Annotated in this window: 13 protein-coding genes; 5 read left to right on the forward strand and 8 right to left on the reverse strand. The window is 66.8% G+C overall.

All coding sequences use genetic code 11. From position 1 onward, the window contains the following. Positions 1 to 66: 66 nt before the first annotated feature. Complete coding sequence (rpe, locus tag AC6IW9_RS10295; protein WP_497772166.1) at positions 67 to 747, reverse strand: ribulose-phosphate 3-epimerase; 681 nt, start codon at positions 745 to 747, stop codon at positions 67 to 69. A 339-nt stretch (positions 748 to 1,086) separates the two neighbouring features. On the opposite strand from rpe, the gene AC6IW9_RS10300 reads away from it, so the two are divergent. Then, the gene (locus tag AC6IW9_RS10300; protein ID WP_497772169.1) at positions 1,087 to 2,631 is read left to right on the forward strand and encodes a metallopeptidase domain-containing protein; all 1,545 of its coding nucleotides are present in this window, start codon (positions 1,087 to 1,089) and stop codon (positions 2,629 to 2,631) included. Between the two features lie 195 nt (positions 2,632 to 2,826). Here the strand turns inward: AC6IW9_RS10300 and fba are convergent, their stop codons facing one another. Genes fba through AC6IW9_RS10315 form a run of 3 tightly spaced genes read right to left on the reverse strand, consistent with a single transcriptional unit; the run spans position 2,827 to position 6,829 of the window. Continuing rightward, the gene (gene fba, locus AC6IW9_RS10305; protein WP_497772171.1) at positions 2,827 to 3,909 is read right to left on the reverse strand and encodes a class II fructose-bisphosphate aldolase; all 1,083 of its coding nucleotides are present in this window, start codon (positions 3,907 to 3,909) and stop codon (positions 2,827 to 2,829) included. A 23-nt stretch (positions 3,910 to 3,932) separates the two neighbouring features. After that, complete coding sequence (gene tkt, locus AC6IW9_RS10310) at positions 3,933 to 5,939, reverse strand: transketolase (RefSeq protein WP_497772174.1); 2,007 nt, start codon at positions 5,937 to 5,939, stop codon at positions 3,933 to 3,935. 14 nt (positions 5,940 to 5,953) lie between these two features. Beyond that, positions 5,954 to 6,829, reverse strand: a complete 876-nt coding sequence (locus AC6IW9_RS10315) for a phosphoribulokinase (protein WP_497772176.1) — start codon at positions 6,827 to 6,829, stop codon at positions 5,954 to 5,956. Positions 6,830 to 7,181: 352 nt separating this feature from the next. Between AC6IW9_RS10315 and AC6IW9_RS10320 the strand changes: the two genes are divergently transcribed. Next, positions 7,182 to 8,177 (forward strand): adenosine kinase, encoded by a 996-nt coding sequence (locus AC6IW9_RS10320; RefSeq protein ID WP_497772179.1) that lies wholly within the window; start codon positions 7,182 to 7,184, stop codon positions 8,175 to 8,177. 188 nt (positions 8,178 to 8,365) lie between these two features. Further along, positions 8,366 to 8,500: a hypothetical protein gene (locus tag AC6IW9_RS10325; RefSeq protein ID WP_497772181.1), complete on the forward strand. Its 135-nt coding sequence runs from the start codon at positions 8,366 to 8,368 to the stop codon at positions 8,498 to 8,500. Positions 8,501 to 8,538: 38 nt separating this feature from the next. Here AC6IW9_RS10325 and ubiB read toward each other — a convergent pair whose 3' ends face one another. Both ubiB and ubiE read right to left on the reverse strand, forming a co-directional pair. After that, complete coding sequence (gene ubiB, locus AC6IW9_RS10330; protein WP_497772184.1) at positions 8,539 to 10,101, reverse strand: 2-polyprenylphenol 6-hydroxylase; 1,563 nt, start codon at positions 10,099 to 10,101, stop codon at positions 8,539 to 8,541. A gap of 31 nt (positions 10,102 to 10,132) precedes the next feature. Further along, on the reverse strand, positions 10,133 to 10,891 hold the full coding sequence (ubiE, locus tag AC6IW9_RS10335) for a bifunctional demethylmenaquinone methyltransferase/2-methoxy-6-polyprenyl-1,4-benzoquinol methylase UbiE (protein WP_497772187.1): 759 nt from the start codon (positions 10,889 to 10,891) through the stop codon (positions 10,133 to 10,135). 177 nt (positions 10,892 to 11,068) lie between these two features. On the opposite strand from ubiE, the gene thyX reads away from it, so the two are divergent. Beyond that, a complete protein-coding gene (gene thyX / locus AC6IW9_RS10340; RefSeq protein ID WP_497772190.1) occupies positions 11,069 to 11,749 on the forward strand; it encodes an FAD-dependent thymidylate synthase in 681 nt (226 codons plus the stop codon). 198 nt (positions 11,750 to 11,947) lie between these two features. Beyond that, positions 11,948 to 12,964, forward strand: coding sequence for a phosphotransferase enzyme family protein (locus AC6IW9_RS10345; protein ID WP_497772194.1), 1,017 nt, complete (start codon positions 11,948 to 11,950; stop codon positions 12,962 to 12,964). 30 nt (positions 12,965 to 12,994) lie between these two features. Here the strand turns inward: AC6IW9_RS10345 and AC6IW9_RS10350 are convergent, their stop codons facing one another. After that, positions 12,995 to 14,548, reverse strand: a complete 1,554-nt coding sequence (locus AC6IW9_RS10350) for a pyridoxal phosphate-dependent decarboxylase family protein (protein WP_497772197.1) — start codon at positions 14,546 to 14,548, stop codon at positions 12,995 to 12,997. Between the two features lie 117 nt (positions 14,549 to 14,665). Then, positions 14,666 to 16,942 (reverse strand): hypothetical protein, encoded by a 2,277-nt coding sequence (locus AC6IW9_RS10355; protein ID WP_497772201.1) that lies wholly within the window; start codon positions 16,940 to 16,942, stop codon positions 14,666 to 14,668. Between the last annotated feature and the right edge of the window lie 233 nt (positions 16,943 to 17,175).

A 17,175-nucleotide genomic window follows, 5' to 3' on the forward strand; every position in this document is an offset into this window, starting at 1 on the left:
TGTCCAAAGCTCTCGTCCGCGATCATGACATTTCTGTCACATCGACCAGCGTCAGGACGCCGCGCCTCATGCGATCATGGCGCCGGCGGCGGCCGCCGCCTGCCGCAGGGCGGCGATGTTGCGCGCATAGGCTTCGGCGCCGCCGGCGAAGGCCGCCGAGCCGGCGACGAGCGTATCCGCGCCCGCCTCCACGATCGCCGTCGCTGTCTGCGGCGTCACGCCGCCGTCCACCTCGAGGCGGATGGGACGCCTGCCGATCATCTCGCGAATGGCGTGGATCTTGGCGAGCTGAGAGCGAATGAAGCTCTGGCCGCCGAAGCCCGGATCGACGGTCATCACCAGAATGAGATCGATGTCGTCGAGCACATGGACGAGCGCGTTCTCGTGCGTCGCCGGATTGAGCGAGACGCCCGCCTTCTTGCCGCGCGCGCGGATCGCCTGCAGCGTGCGATGCAGATGCGGCCCGCCCTCCGCGTGGGCGGTGATGACGTCGGCCCCGGCCTCGGCGAAGGCGCCGATATAGGGGTCGACCGGCGAGATCATCAGATGCGCGTCGAGCGGCAGACGCGTCATGCGCCGAATCGCCGCCACCACTGCGGGGCCGAAGGTGATGTTCGGCACGAAATGCCCGTCCATGACATCGAGATGGAGCCAGTCCGCGCCGGCGGCCTCCATCGCGCGGGCTTCATCCCCGAGCCGCGCGAAATCGGCGGAGAGAACGCTGGGGGCGACGAGAACATCGGTCATTGACGCGCGGCGCTCCGGTAGAGGAGGATCGCAGGCCGAGGAGGAGGGGCCTTCGACCGAGTGAGGGAGTCGCGCCGACCGTTCGGAAACACGAATGCGCTTCCGGCCGTCGTCGCGACGCGGCGAGCCGTCGCTCGGCCGGAGCCGGAACTTTCGATCCCGTATCCGCGGGAAACGACGCCTCGAACAAAACTTATCACATAGGCCGCGGTTCCCGCGAGGCCGATGAAAATCGGGCCGCCCGCCCCGCCGCGCGGCGTCAGAGTGACGCAAGTCGTCGCGCGCATGATCGGATGGATTTCGAGGAAATTGTTCGGCCGCAGGCCGCAAGGGGGCGAAATGAAAATATTCGGGCGATTTGTCATCGCAGCGGCGTCCGCCGCCGTCGCGGCCGTCGCATTGTCTCGCGGAGCGCTGGCGGAGAGCGCCTCGCCCTCGGTCGAGGGGCGTCTTCTCGTCCGCTGGGGCGACCCGCGGCCGGGCCATTCGGGCGGCGATCTGCGCTTTGCGCTCGCGCGGCCAGACGGTTCCGTCACGCCGCTCGCTGTGGCTCCGGCCGATCGTGCGGCGGCCGTCGGCGCCTTCGGCAAGAATGTGCGGGTGGAGACGAGCGACGCGCGGCCGGCTGTGGCCGGCGCGCCGATCTCGGCGGACAAGATCACCATCCAAGACGCCGAGAGCGAGACGCTGCAACCCGCCGCCGTCACCAAGCGCGTTCTCTTCATCCTGCTCAAATACAAGGGCGACACTCAGACGCCGCATAAGCCGGCGTTCTACGCGGCGCTCGCGAATCCGCTGACGCCCGATACGTCTTTGAAGATTCCGGCGACGATCAACGGCTTCTTCAGCGCGACGTCGTGGAAGAAGCAGCTGTGGAGTTCGGATGTCGCCGGCCTCGGCGGATTGGCGGCGACGGGCTGGCTGACGCTGCCGCGCACAAAAACCCAATATGCGAATTGCGGCTGGTCGACCGCCTGCGCCGATCTCGATCTCGTCGCCGCCGACGCGATGAAGCTCGTCAAGGCGCAGGGCGTGAACGTCGGCGTCTATTCCCAAATCAATTTCGTCCTCAACAATGATCTCGACTGCTGCGCCTGGGGCGGCGGCACGGTGTATGAAGGCAAAGTCTATGGCGCGACCTGGGAGCCGCCGTGGGGGCAGGAGGCGGCGACCTATGTCCACGAGATGGGGCACAGTCTCGGCCTGCCGCATTCCGGCTGGGTCTATTACGCCTATGACAGTCCGTGGGACGAGATGAGCTCCGGCTCGACGGCGCAGTCCCTCGCTTGCGGCTCCTACAAATCCGCCAATAGCGCGAATGCGACGCGAACGCTCTCCTGCGCGGCGCCCGGCGGCGGCTATATCGCGGCCCATAAGGACAGGCTCGGCTGGATTCCCTCCGCCAACAAGCTCGTCGTCAATAGCGTCTCGACGCGGACCGTATCGCTCGAGGCGGATGCGGCGCCCTTGGGCTCGCGACTCAAAATAATCAAGATTTGCTTCGCCAACGAGGCCTGCAGCGGTTCGGCGGCGCATTATCTGACCGTCGAGGCGCGGGTCAAGACGCACGCCTATGACAAGGGCCTGCCCGGCGAAGGCGTGATCATCCACGATTTCCGCGCGAACCGCGCGCCGAGGGGGGGCGGCAACGACTGCTTCTTCAATACGACGAGCGGCTGGGCCGTGCCGGTCGACGCGACCGTCCGCGATTATCGCGGCGAGCCCTATTGCGACGCCGGCGGACGGAGCTATCCGAATTATGCGCTGTTCAATGCGCAATATGCGGTCGGCAAATCCTATGTCTCGTCGACATACGGCATGCGGGTCGACGTGCTGAGCCGCTCGGGATCGGTCTTCACCGTGCGCGTGACGCGCTCGAAATGATGGGGCGTCTCCTTCTCCCGCTCTGCGGGAGAAGGTGTCGCGCGAATGCGCGACGGATGAGGGCCGCTGCGGTTCGCAGCATGGTCGAAGCTCGGAGATCGCCGAGGTGGATCGCTCCCTCATCCGACCCCGCTTCGCGGGGCCGCCTTCTCCCGCGAGCGGGAGAAGGCGGCCCCCATGACGAGGGATACGACGTCACTCCGCAGCCTTCTTCGTCGCGAATTGCGGATCGAGCGCGCCCGAGGCGTAGCGCTTGGCCATCTCCGACAAAGGCACGGGCTTGATCTTCGACGCCTGGCCTGCAGCGCCGAACTCCTCGTAGCGCTGCTTGCAGACCTTGCGCATCGCCTCTTGCGCCGGCTTCAGATATTTGCGCGGATCGAACTCGCCCTTGTTCTTCAAGAGCGTCGCGCGGATCGAGGCGGTGACGGCGATGCGGCAGTCGGTGTCGATGTTGATCTTGCGCACGCCATATTCGATGCCGCGCTGAATCTCGTCGACCGGCACGCCCCAGGTCTGCGGCATCTCGCCGCCCGCGGCGTTGAACGCGTCCTGCAATTCCTGCGGCACGGAAGAGGAGCCGTGCATCACGAGATGCGTGTTCGGCAGGCGGTGGTGGATCTCCTTCACGACATGCATCGCGAGAATGGCGCCGTCCGGCTTGCGCGTGAACTTATAGGCGCCGTGCGAGGTGCCCATGGCGATGGCGAGCGCATCGACCTTGGTGCGCGCGACGAAATCCACCGCCTGGGAGGGATCGGTCAGCAATTGGTCGTGGCTGAGCGTCCCTTCGGCGCCATGGCCGTCCTCCTTCTCGCCCGTGCCCGTCTCCAGCGAGCCGAGCACGCCGAGCTCGCCCTCGACCGAGGCGCCGACCCAATGGGCGAGATCGACGACGCGGCGCGTTACCGCGACATTGTAGTCGTAGCTCGCCGGCGTCTTGGCGTCGGCCTCGAGCGAGCCGTCCATCATTACCGATGTGAAGCCGTAGCGGATGGCGCTGGCGCAGGTCGCTTCGCTATTGCCGTGATCCTGATGCATCACCAGCGGAATGTCGGGATACATGATGGCGAGCGCCTCGATCATCTTCGCCAGCATCACGTCATTGGCGTAGGAGCGCGCGCCGCGGCTCGCCTGGATGATCACCGGCGCGTCGACCGAGGCGGCCGCCTCCATCACCGCGAGGCCCTGCTCCATGTTGTTGATGTTGAAGGCCGGCACGCCATAGTCGTGCTCGGCGGCGTGGTCGAGTAGCTGTCGCAATGTGATGAGGGCCATGGCCGTTCCTCCCTTCGAAACCGTCAGGCTCGCAGCAGCGCTTCGGCCGCCGCCGCCACATTCTCGGCGGTGACGCCGAAATGCCGGTAGAGCGCTCCCGCCGGCGCGCTGGCGCCGAATCCGCTCATGCCGACGAAGACGCCGCGCTCGCCGAGCCAGCGGTCCCAGCCGAAGCGCGACGCCGCCTCGACGGCGACTCGCGGCGTCGAGCCCAGCACACGGTTGCGATAGGCCGCGGGCTGCGCCTCGAACAGCTCCCAGCAGGGCATGGAGACGACAGCGGCGCGCACGCCTTTCGCCCATAATAGATCGGCGGCCGCGAGCGCGATTTCCACCTCCGATCCGGTGGCGACGAGCGTCACATGGCGGCCCCAGCTCGGCTCGCGCAGGACATAGGCGCCGCGGGCGGAGAGGTTTTCGGAGATGGGCCGCTCGAGCGTCGGCAGATTCTGCCGCGACAGGCTGAGCACCGACGGCGTCGTCCGCGTCGTCAGCGCGATCTCCCAGCACTCGGCCGTCTCGATCGCGTCCGCCGGGCGGAACACGTTGAGATTGGGCATGGCGCGAAGGCTCGCGAGATGCTCGACCGGCTGATGGGTCGGTCCGTCCTCGCCGAGGCCGATCGAATCATGGGTCAGCACATAGACGATGCGCTGGCCCATCAGCGCCGACAGACGTATGGCGCCGCGCGCATAATCGGAGAAGACGAGAAAGGTTCCGCCATAGGGGACGAAGCCGCCGTGCAGCGCGATGCCGTTCATCGCCGCGGCCATGCCGTGCTCGCGCACGCCGTAGTGAATGTAGCGGCCGGAGAAATCCTCGGCCGTGACCGAGCCGAGGCCTTTGGTGATGGTGAAATTCGAGTGCGTGAGATCGGCCGAGCCGCCGATCGTCGCGCGCGTCGCCTCATTGACGACGGCGAGAGTCGTCTCCGAGGATTTGCGCGTCGCGACCTTCGGCATTTCGGCCGCGAATTTCGCCCGCAGCGCGGCGAGCGGGCCGGTGATCTCCTGCGCGATGTCGCCCGTGAGAAATCTCTCGAATTCGGCGCGCTTCGGCGATGCGGCGAGCCGCGCCTCCCAGGCGAGCCGCGCCGCCTCGCCGCGCCGTCCGGCGGCGCGCCAGTCCGCGAGCACATCGTCCGGAACCTCGAACGGCGCATAGGGCCAGCCGAGCTCGGCGCGGGCGAGCTCGATCTCGGCGTCGCCGAGCGGCGCGCCATGCACGCTCTCCTTGCCCTGCTTGCCGGGCGACCCATAGCCGATGACGCTGCGGCAGGCGATCAGCGAAGGCCGCGCGTTCGTCTGCGCCGTCGCCAGCGCTTCGGCGATCTGCGCCGGCTCATGGCCGTCGACGCTCTGCACATGCCAGCCCGATGCGGCGAAGCGCGCGAGCTGATCGGTCGAGGTCGAGAGAGTCGTCGGCCCGTCGATCGAAATGCCGTTGTCGTCCCACAGCACGATCAGCCGGCCGAGGCGCAGATGGCCGGCGAGATCGATCGCCTCGTGGCTGAGGCCTTCCATCAGGCAGCCGTCGCCGGCGAGCACATAGGTGCGATGGTCGACGAGATCGTCGCCGAAGCGCGCCGCCTGCAGCCGCTCGGCGATGGCGAGGCCGACGGCCGTGGCGAGGCCCTGGCCGAGCGGGCCGGTCGTCGTCTCCACGCCGATCGTATGGCCGAACTCGGGATGGCCGGGCGTCTTCGAGCCGAGCTGGCGGAAGCTCTTCAGATCCTCGGCCGTGACGCCCGGATAGCCGAGCAGATAGAGCAGCGCATAGAGCAGCATCGAGCCGTGGCCGGCGGACAGGACGAAACGGTCGCGGTTCGGCCAGTCGGGCGCGCCGGCGTCGAAGGTCATGACCTCCTTGAACAGCACGGTCGCGGCGTCGGCCATGCCCATCGGCATGCCGGGATGGCCGCTCTTCGCTTTTTCCACCGCATCCATCGCGAGCGCGCGTATGGCGTTGGCGTCGCGGCGCTCCTGCCGCGCGGCGGCGATGTCGGCGATTTGCTCTAGCACATTCGACATTATCTTCTACTTCCTTAGGCCGCGCCCCGCTTGCGCTTCATCAGCTCCAGAATGCGCGGCGTGAGAATGAGCTGCATGGCGAGATCGAGCTTGTTGCCGGGAATGACGATCGAATTGGCGCGCGACATCCAGCTGCCGGCGATCATCGCGACGAGATAGGGAAAATCGACGCCGCGCGGATCGCGGAAGCGGATCACGACGATCGATTCGTCCGGGCTCGGAATGGAGCGCGCGACGAAGGGATTGGAGGTGTCGACCGTCGCCGCCCGCTGGAAATTGATGTCCGTTTCGGAGAATTGCGGACAGATGTAGTGCACATAGTCCGGCATGCGGCGCAGGATGGTCTCGGTCACCGCCTCGGTCGTGTAGCCGCGCATGTTGCGGTCGCGGTGCAGCTTCTGCGTCCATTCCAGATTGATCACCGGCACCACGCCGATCTTGAGGTCGGCGTAGCGCGCGACATTGACCTCCTCGGTCACAACGGCGCCGTGCAGGCCCTCGTAGAACAAGAGGTCGGTGTTGGCCGGCAGCTCCTGCCAGGGCGTGAAGGCGCCGGGCGGCGAGCCGAGCACGGCGGCCTCGTTCTCGTCATGCACATAATGGCGATAACGCCCCGTGCCGGTCTCGCCATATTCCTTGAACAGCGATTCGAGCTCGCCGAGCAGATTGGACGCGGGACCGAAATGGCTGAAATGCGAGTTGCCGCAGGATTGCGCCTCGGCCATCGCCACTTTCATCTCCTCGCGGTCGTAGCGGTGGAAGGAATCGCCCTCGACATAGGCGACCTCGACCTTCTCGCGACGGAAAATCTGCTCGAAGGTCTGCTTGACGGAGCTCGTGCCGGCCCCGGAGGAGCCGGTGATGGAGATGATCGGGTGCCTGATCGACATGGCGACGCTCACCGCGGGGTTCATCTGGTCCGCATCGAGCGCCGCCGCGCGCCCGCTCGGCGCGCAGCGGCGTCCTCGTCGTCCTCTCCTACAAGAAAAGGCGGGCTTTTGCTCGGTCCCGGCGAAAAAAATCTCGAGGGCGGCCGCGGAATTCCGGCGAGTGGCGGCGCAGCGAGCCTCCCTTGTTGAATTTCAACGAGTTGAGCAATCCGCGCGCGAAGGTCCGCAGGCGTCGCGCCGCTCGCCTTTTTCCAGCCGCGGACGCCGCATGCGCCGCGGGGACGATTGACGGCGCGGCGCCGCGGATGACAGAGAGGGCGCCCGCGCTCCTGTTATCGATGAGGTTGGAATCATGTCGCTCGACGTCCTCGGAATCGGCAACGCCATCGTCGACACTCTGGCGCGGGCCGAGGACGACGCCCTGGTGGCCCTGGAGCTGCACAAGGGCGCGATGCAGCTCGTCGACGAGGCGCGCGCGGCGCAGCTCTACGCCGCCATGGGGCCGACGACGGTGGTGTCCGGCGGCTCGGCCGCCAATACTCTGGTGGGAGCGGCGGGCTTCGGCCTTTCCGCCGGTTTCATCGGCAAGGTGAAGGACGACGACGCCGGGCGCGAGTTCGCCCACGACATCCGCAGCGCCGGCGTCGCCTTCTCGACGCCCTTCGCCGCCGACGGCGCGGCCACGGCCCGCTGCCTCGTTCTGGTGACGCCGGACGGCCAGCGCACCATGAGCACCTTCCTCGGCGCCTGCCAGGCGCTCGGCCCCGCCGATGTGGACGAGGAGCTCGTGCGCTCGGCCGGCATTCTCTATCTCGAGGGCTATCTGTGGGACCCGCCGGCGGCGAAGGAAGCCTTTTTGAAGGCGGCCGAGGCGAGCCGGGCCGCCGGCCGGCGCGTCGCGCTCTCGCTCTCCGACGCATTCTGCGTCGACCGCTATCGCGACGAGTTTCTGGGCCTCGTGCGCGACGGGCTCGTCGACATTCTCTTCGCCAATGAGAGCGAGCTGCACTCGCTCTATCAGACCTCCGATTTCGAGACGGCGCTGAAGGCGCTCGCCGGCGAGACCAATCTGCTCGGCGTGGTGACGCGCTCGGAGAAGGGCGTCGTCGTGATCGAGGGCGGAAGGCGGTTCGCCGTTCCCGCTTTCCCGGTCGAGGCGGTCGTCGACACGACCGGGGCGGGCGATCTCTTCGCCGCCGGCTTCCTCACCGGCCTCGCGCGCGGCCTGCCCTATGAGGGCGGAGCCTCGCTCGGCGCGCTCGCGGCGGCGGAGGTCATCTCCCATGTCGGCGCCCGCCCGCAGAAAGATCTACGCCAGCTCGCGCGCGATCACGGATTGCTGGCCTGATCATCGTCATTGCGAGGAGCGCGGCGACGACGGCAGTCCGGAGCCGCCCCACGACTCTGGATCATTTCGCTACGCTCGCGATGGCGTGCTGTTCTGTGCGCCAGCGCACAGCCGACGGTCGGTTTTTGCGCGATTGACGCTCCCAACGCCGCAGCGTCGCGGCGAGACAATCCTAGGGAGCGCCGCCCATGATCAACTCCGCCATTCTTCGCCGACTGCTGCTCGCCATCGCCCTTCTTTCCGTGACCGCCGGCGCGGCGGCGACCATGGGAGGGCCGGCCGACGCGGCCGTGTTTCCGTCGTTTCATCGCGGCGGCAAGTGAGATTTGGCGGCTGATCGCGCCGTGACGAGACGGCGCGGTCAGCGCAACAAATGCAAGGCGACCATCAGCGCCACCGCCAGCGCCAGCAGGAACCAGCGGTCCGCCGAGCGGCGCGCGCGGGCGAGGCCTTCGAGCGACTCCGCGGAGAGCCGCACGCCTTTCGAGCCCGCGATCGCCAGCGTCTCCACCGCCGCCTCGGCGTCGGCGAGGAGCTTGGGCAGGCGCGTCGCATATTTCGCCACTTCCAGCGCCGCCTTGCCCGCGTCCTCGAGCTTGGCCTGCGGACCGAGATTGTCCTCGATCCAGCCGCGCACCACGGGGTCGGACGTTTTCCAGATGTTCAGCGTCGGATCGAGCGAGCGGGCGACGCCCTCGGCCACCACCATGGTCTTCTGCAGCAGCACCAGCTCGGTGCGCGTGCGCATGTCGAACAGCGCCGTCACCTCGAACAGCAGAGTGAGCAGCCGCGCCATGGAAATATCCTGCGCGTTGATCGTGTGCAGCGGCTCGCCGATCGCGCGCAGCGCTTGTGAGAACTCCTCGACCGAATGGACGGGCGGCACATAGCCGGCCTCGAAATGCACTTCCGCCACCCGTTTGTAATCACGAGTGATGAAACCGAACAGGATTTCCGCGAGGAAGCGGCGCTCCTTGAAACCGAGTCGGCCCATGATGCCGAAATCGATGGCGACGAGCCGGCCCTTGCGGTCGACGAACAGATTGCCCTGATGCATATCGGCGTGGAAGAAGCCGTCGCGCATCGCCGTGCGCAGGAAGGACTGCAGCACCTTGCGGCCGAGGTCCTTCAGATCATGCCCCAAGCTCGCGACGCGCGCGATGTCCGACAGAGGCGCGCCCTCGATCCATTCGAGAGTCAGCACCTCGCGCGTCGTGCGGTCCCAGTCGACCGTGGGCGCGCGAATATCGGGATCGTCGGCGACATTCTCGTGGAATTCGGAGGCCGCCGCCGCCTCGAGGCGGAAATCCGTCTCGAGCTTCACCGAGCGGGCGAGCGTATCGACCACCTGGATGAGCCGCAGCCGGCGCCCTTCCGCCGAGAAGCGCTCGGCGGCGCGGGCGAGGATATACATGTCGGCGAAGTCGCGGCGGAACTGACGCTCGACGTCGGGCCGCAGCACTTTCACCGCCACCTTGCGCTCGCCGTCGGAATAGGCGACGCGGGCCTGATGCACCTGGGCGATGGAGGCGGCGGCGACCGGCTCGCCGAAAGAGACGAAAATCTCGTCGATCTTCTTGCCGAAGGCCTTTTCGATGATCTCGACCGCGGCCGCCTGGCCGAAGGGCTCCATGCGGTCCTGCAGCGCCGTCAGCGCGTCGGCGATCTCGCCGCCGACGACATCCGGCCGCGTCGCCAGGAACTGGCCGAGCTTCACATAAGAGGGGCCGATCTGGGCGAAGGCGCGCACCAGCGCCTGCGGCGCGCCGCCGCTGTCGCGCCTGGCGAGCAGATTGCCGACGCGCAGCGGAAATTGCAGCGCGACCGGCAGCAGCGCCGGATCGACGCCCTTGAATACGCCCTCGCGCGCCAGGATCAGCCCGGCGCGCGCCAGTCGGAAGAGATGCCCGAAGCCGATGAGCACGAAGAGCCGCCGTTCGTCCGGGTTGCGGGGATCAGAGCTTCCAGCCGGAATGGATGGCGACGACGCCGCCGGTCAGCCGCTCGAAGCCGGTGCGGCGGAAGCCCGCGCGGCGGATCATCCGCTCGAACTCTTCCGCACGGGGAAAGCGGCGAATCGATTCGACGAGATAGCGATAGGGCTCGGAGTCGCCGGCGACGAGCTTGCCGATCGCCGGAATGACGTTGAAGGAATAGGCCTCGTAGATCTTGTCGAGGCCGGGGATCGAGACCTGCGAGAATTCGAGGCAGAGGAAACGCCCGCCCGGCCGCAGCACGCGGAACGCCTCGGCGAGCGCGGCCTCGATGCGCGGCACGTTGCGGATGCCGAAAGCGATCGTGTAGGCGTCGAAATGCGCTTCCGGGAAGGGCAGGGACTCCGCATTGGCCTGGACGAATTCCAGTTTGTCCGAAAAGCCGCGCTCGTTCGCCCGGTCGCGGCCGACATCCAGCATGTCGCCATTGATGTCGAGCACGACGATTCTTGCGTCCGCCGGCGCCGCTCTGGCGATGCGGAAGGCGATGTCGCCCGTGCCGCCCGCGACGTCGAGATGGCGGAAGCCTTCTCGCCGGGGCCGCACCTTGGCGGCGAACTCGTCCTTCCACAGCCGGTGCAGGCCGCCCGACATGAGGTCGTTCATGATGTCGTAGCGGCGCGCCACCTTGTGGAAGACGTCGTCCACGAGGCCTTGCTTCTCGTCGAGCTCCACCTCGGAGAAGCCGAAATGGGTCGAGGTCTCATGGTCCGATGTCATGCGGAAAGTGCTCGCGTCAGAGGGCGTTCCGGGCGATATAACGCGCCTTTCCGCCTGTGGCTACGGCTGGGGCCGAAAAGCGGGGGGCGGCGCTTCCGGGCCGCCGACATCGCGAGCGAAGCGATGACGCCGGAGCGAGTGATCGGAGGGGACGCGCGAGCGGCGCGGCGAGATGAAATGACGAATCGCATCAACGTCCTGGACCACGGCTACGTCCGTCTCGTCGATCATATGGGCTCGGACCTCTCGATCGTGCGCGCCGCCCGCGTCTCCTATGACGCGGCCTGGCGGGCCGGCGAGAACGAGGGTTCGGACGCGCGCCTCATCGAATATCTCTGGAGGAACAAGCATACGACGCCCTTCGAGGCGGTCGAGCTCCAGTTCGAGGTGATGGCGCCGATCTTCGTTCTGCGCCAATGGCACCGCCATCGCACCTGGACCTATAACGAGCTCTCCGGCCGCTATCGCGAGCTGCCGGAGTTCTATTACGTTCCCGGTCCCGAGACGATCGGCGAGCAGGCGGTGGCCAATAAGCAGGGCCGTCAGCCGGGCGGCGACATCGCGGCGCGGCGCGCCGAGGCGGAAAAGCTGCGCGCGGCCTGCGAGGCGGCCTTCGCGACCTATCGCGATCTGCTGGCCGCCGGCTGGCCGCGCGAGCTCGCCCGCACGGTCCTGCCGCTCTCGACCTACAGCCACATGTTCGCCAAGACCAATCTGCTCAACCTGTTCCGCTTCCTGTCGCTGCGCGCCGACGCTCATGCGCAATACGAAATCCGCGTCTATGCGCAGGCCATGGAGACTTTGATCCAGCCGCTCGTCCCCGTCGCCCTGGCGGCGTGGAAGCGGTCCCGGACCTAGTTCTCCTGCGTCACATAATCTCAAATCCTTCAAAAACAGTGTCCTTGATGTTGAGCCCGGGGATGTGGGGCTCGTCATTGCGAGCGGAGCGAAGCAAAGTGGTTGCGGTCCAAATCGGCTGCTGATCGACAACCCGCTGGAGCCACGGCCGGCCGCAGCCATCCACTTCTGTGTAACAGCGCCAGGACACGACCTAAAATGGACGATAATCTGCCAACGGGTAATGATCTGCCAACGGGTATGGACAGCGCCCAATTCTCAACTCTTCTGAACTCATTCGATATCGACGCAAATTTCGCGGTTTTTGTGGGCGCCTCGCAGAACTTCGTATATCGCGTCAACCATCTCGGCGCCAAGCGGATTGCCAGAGTGTCCATCATGCGACATCGGACGCCCGCCGAAATTAAGGGTGAACTCGAATGGATCGAATTTTTATCTGAGAAAGGCATTCCCGTCTGCGTGCCTCGATCGTCGGCATCAGGAGCTAAATATGAAGAGATGACCATCGGCGGCAGATCCTATCTGCTGGCGGTTTTCGAAGAAGCTGCAGGGCGAAAAGCGGTGCGCGACGATCTTTCGGTCGATTTTTGTCGTCGTGTTGGCGAACTTATCGGTCAGATGCACGCTGCCGCGATCGAGGCCAACGCCACGGGATTCAAAGTCTACCGGGGCGACTGGAGTTCATCCCGACTGCTTACAAAGGATATGATCGAGACGAAAGCACCAATAGGAGACAAATTCAGGAGCAGCGTTTCGAAATTGATGCAGGAAATATCGAGAATTCCCATAACAAGCAACAATTACGGCATTCTCCATGGCGATGTAAATATGGGTAATATACATATCCAAGACGATCGAATACAGATATACGATTTTGATAATGCGGAATATGGTTACTTCCTTCAGGATCTGGCGGTGATGCTATATGACTCGATTTACAGCAAGGTAGTCACCCATGTGACGCCCGAAACCCTCCCCTCCACGATAAAGACATTCTGGGATGCCATGCTCAAAGGCTATCACAGATTCAATCCCAATTTTTCCTTTTCATCAAAAGAGCTCTCAGATTTCTTCCTGCTTCGGGAGGCTATAATCTATGTGCACTATCATCGTATAATCTCTCCTGAGCGCTGGTCTGACCCGTATCTACTTGAGATGCGCAGGCATATAGAAGAAGGAGATCATCCGCTTTGTTTCGGAAGACTAGTAGACTAGTCGCCCGATTCACTCAGTCTGCGGCTTCTCTCAATCGAGCGACAGCGGCTCGCCCTCCCGCGGCGCCGGCAGCGGCTCCAACGGCGGCTCGCCGCGCGCGCGTTGCGCGGCGCGCTCCAGCATCTGGATGAAAGCGTCGATGTCTTCCTCTCGCGTGCGGTGATTGAAGATCGCCGCGCGGATGGTCGGAACGCCGTCGAGCAGGGTGAGCGAGGGCGCCGCCTCGCCGCTCTCGTGCAGCTCCATCACGATCTCGCGATTGAGCCTGCCGCTCGGATCGTCCTTCACGCCGAAGCAGACGATATCGAGCGTCACCGGCGCGCGCATCTCGAAGGTCGGCGAGGCCTCGATCAGGTCGCGCAGCCGGCGCGCCAGCCGGCAGCTCTTCTCGATGCAGGCGGCGAGCCGCTCCGCGCCGAACACCTCGATCGTGAACCAGGTCTTCAGCGCACGAAAGCCGCGCGAGAGATCGGCGCCGAGGTCGCAGGGCCAAGTCTCTCCCGCCGCGAGCCCGCGCGGCGCGCGCGTCAGATAGGCGGCGTCGGCGGCGAAGGCGCGCCGGTGAACCTCCGGGTCGCGCGCGAGGAAGAAACCGGCGTCATAGGGAACATGCAGCCATTTGTGGAAGTCGAAGGCGACCGAATCGGCGCGCTCCAGCCCCTTCACCAGCGGGCGCAGCGCCGGCGAGAGCGCGGCCAGCGCGCCGAAGGCGCCGTCGATGTGGAACCAGAGGTCCTCCCGCTGCGCGATGTCGGCGAGCGCGTCGAGATCGTCGATCGCGCCGGTGTCGACCGAGCCCGCCGTGCCGACGATGAGGAAGGGATGCAGCCCCGCGGCGCGATCCTCCGCTATCGCCTCCGTGAGCGCGTCGAGGCGCAGCGCGCGGGCGGCGTCGGACTCGATGAGCCGCAGATGGCGCGCGCCTATGCCGGCGAGCTCCATCGCCTGCCGCACGCAATTATGCGCCTCGCGCGAGGCGTAGGCGACGAGCTGATGCTCGAGCGCCTTCAGCCCGTTCTTGCGCACATTGCGCTCGCCCAGCGCATGCTCGCGCGCGATCAGCAGCGACAGGAAATTCGCCATCGACGCGCCGGTGACGAAAACGCCGCTCGCCTCCGGAGGAAAGCCGAAGGCCTCGGCCATCCAGGCGGCGATCTGCCGCTCGACGTCGATCGCGATGTGATTGCGGCCGCCGCAATTGGAGTTGAGCCCGGCGGCGAGCATTTCCGCCACCATGCCGGCCGGCGTGCCCGCGCCCTGCGCCCAGCCCATGAACAAAGGATGAATATTGCCATTGGCGTATGGCTCGATGAAGCGCTCGAAATCCGCGAGCGCGGCGGCGAGCCCGCGTCCCTGGGCCGGCAGCGGACGGCGGAAGCGCTCGCGCGCCTCGCGCGAAGGCTCGCGCCAGACGGGCCGTTCCCGCACTGCGGCGAGAAAATCGATCATATGGTCGAGCGCGCGATGGCTCTCGGCCCGGAACCGCTCCCAATCCGGCGGATCGAGATCGCCGGCGGGCTGCGGAGCGTCGGCGGACGCCGGGGCGGCCCCGCCGGTCGCCGGCCGCCGCTGTGAATGGGTCATTCCCGGAATTCCTCGCCCGGATTTTCCCCGTCCTCGGGAGCTTCGGGGGTTTCTACGCAGGACTAAACAGGTTTCATCCCGCGAAGCAATATCGCCGCCGCCGCGCGGGAGGCCGCCTCAAAGGCGCAATGCGGCGCGGATGCGCCGCCACAGCGCGTCGAAGGGGCGGTAGACGAAGCGCAGCTCGTGCCGGCCCTCGGGCACGGCGACGGCGCGGAACATCACATTGGCGCGCAGCACCGGCGCCGGCGCGCCGTCGAGCGTCGCCGCCCAGGCGGGGTGATAGACGTCGTTCAGCACGACATGGCCGCCTCCGCGCGGCGCATCGACGTCGACGACCACCTCCGACGGCTCGTAGGAGACGAGGCGGACGCCGCCGGCGCCGGATTCGGCGCGGGTATTGTGGCAGATGGGCGATTCCTCGAGCAGGACGGTCGTCCGATAGTCGATCTCCGGCCACGCCCCGTCCTTGGCCATTCGCGCGAAATCGGCGCGGACGGCGCAGGTCGCGAGCAGCACCCGCGGCAGCGCGGCCTTGTTCTCGTAGACATAGGCGTCGGCCGTGCGCGCGACGAGGTCGAGATCGCCGGGCTTGTAGGATTTGTCGATCTCCGCGATCGGAACGCCCGTCGCGATGAAGCGCAGGCCCATCAGATCGGCCATGGTCGAGCGATAGGCGGGGAAGAGCGGCGAAAAGACGCGCTGCTCCGGCAGAGCGACATGGTCGCCGGCGCCGGTCGCCTCCTCGAAGAGGGCGAGACGGATCGGATTATAGCCGAGGTCGTGGTCGAAGCCGTGCACGAGCGAGGCGTTCGGCCAATGGAAGCCGATGGCGGCGAGCTCCACGCGGTCGCGCCGATCGGGCGCCGCCGTCGCCGCGAGTCGCTCGCGCAGCAGCGCGACGGTTTCGTTGCGCGTATCGGGACGCAGCGCGTCGAACATGCCGGGCGGCAGAGCGGTCGATTCGTTCGGCCCATTGCTCGCCGCGAGATCGAGCGTCATCGTCCCGCCGACGATGGCGAGCAGCGCGAGCGGGCGCGCCGAGAGGCGGCGAGCGAAAGCGACGACGAGAAAGGCGAGCGCCGCCAGCCCCGCGCTCCGGGCGAGCGGGAAAGCCGCGGCGGCAAGTCGATCTTTGGAGACAGCGACGAAAACCGCGAGCGCGAACAGCGCGAGGATCGCCGCGGCGAGCGCGCGCAGCGGCGGCTCGCGCTCCGCGCTCACGACGAGATGAAATCCATAGCCGGCGAGAATGGCGAGCACGGCGCAGAGCGGGAAAGTCGCGTCGGCCGGACGACGGAACAGATCGACCCCGGGGAAATGGAACATCACGGAGAAAGCGGGCGAGAAGCGCCCGATCGCATAGAGGGCGAGGACGACGGCCGCGCCGGCGAAGAAGCGTATCTCGCGATGCGGCCGCGACCGGGCGGCGATAGCGGCGAGCAGCGACATGAGCGGCAGGGCGCCCATATAGACGTCGCCCATATTGCGGGCGAGGAAGAGGTCCTTCACGCCGAAGGCGGCGGAGGGCGGGCCCCAAAAATCCTTCAGCGGACCATCGGTTCCGAACAGATTGGCGGAGACGAGGGTCAGCAGAGAAGCGGGGTGCAGCGAGCCGCGCAGAGCGCCCTCGAGATCGATGGCCGGCCGGTTGGACCCGGCGGCGAGCTCCATCGTCAGCGCCAGCGGGACGGCGATGACGGCGAGGCCGCAGGCGGCGCCCGCGACGAGCGGCGCGAGCGCGCTCGCGGAATCACGCTCGTCCGAGACGATGCGGAACAGCGCGTAGGCGGAGAGGACCAGGACCTCGAGAAACGCGACCTGGTCGCGCCCGAGCGCCAGAAAGCCCGCGACGATCCCCGCCGCCGCGCCATAGGCCGCCGAGCGGTGGTCGAGCGCGCGGGCGAGCAGCCAGAGCGTCGCCGGAAACCAGGCGAGGCTCATTACCTGCCCGGTATGCTGGATGCGCCAGGCCGCCGAGCCGCCGAAAGCGAAGGCGAAAGCCGCGACCAGCGCGCCGCTCGCGGCGAAGCCGCGGTCGCGGAAATAGGCCGTCAGCGCGAGGCCGCCCATGGCCAGCATGGCGAAAGTGATCGCATCCTCGAGGATGAAGGAGGGCTCGGGCGCGAGCGCGGCGGCGGCGAGGAAGAAGGGCGCGAAGATCAACGATTGTGGATCGGCGACCTGCGGCGAGCCGGCGAAGACATTCGGCGTCCAGAACGGCGCCTGCCCCGCGTGCAGCGCATGGGCGAGGAAGACGAATTGCGGATAGAAATGCGCCTTGGCGTCCCAGGGGATCGTTACTCGGCCGCTGAGCCAGGGAGAGACCAATGCTCCCGCCCCGGCGAGGAATGTCAGCGCCGCCGCGCCATAGCCTGATCGTCGATCGTCCACGCCGTCTCGGTCTCCGATCATCCCGGCCGCGCCGCATCGCGCAAGACTGTCGCAAAAAAGCGGCGCCGCGGCCGCGGAGCCGGCGGTCGGACGCGACGGCGGTCGAGACGAAGAGAAGCTCGCGCGGCGGTCGCGGGCCGACGCCGTTCCCTTAGCCCATGTTCGCGCATCGCGCCAGAAGCGGCCGCAGCGGGTACATGGGGCGAACAGGGAACAAATCCCATGATTGATGC

The organism is Methylosinus sp. shoA, from assembly GCF_059718125.1.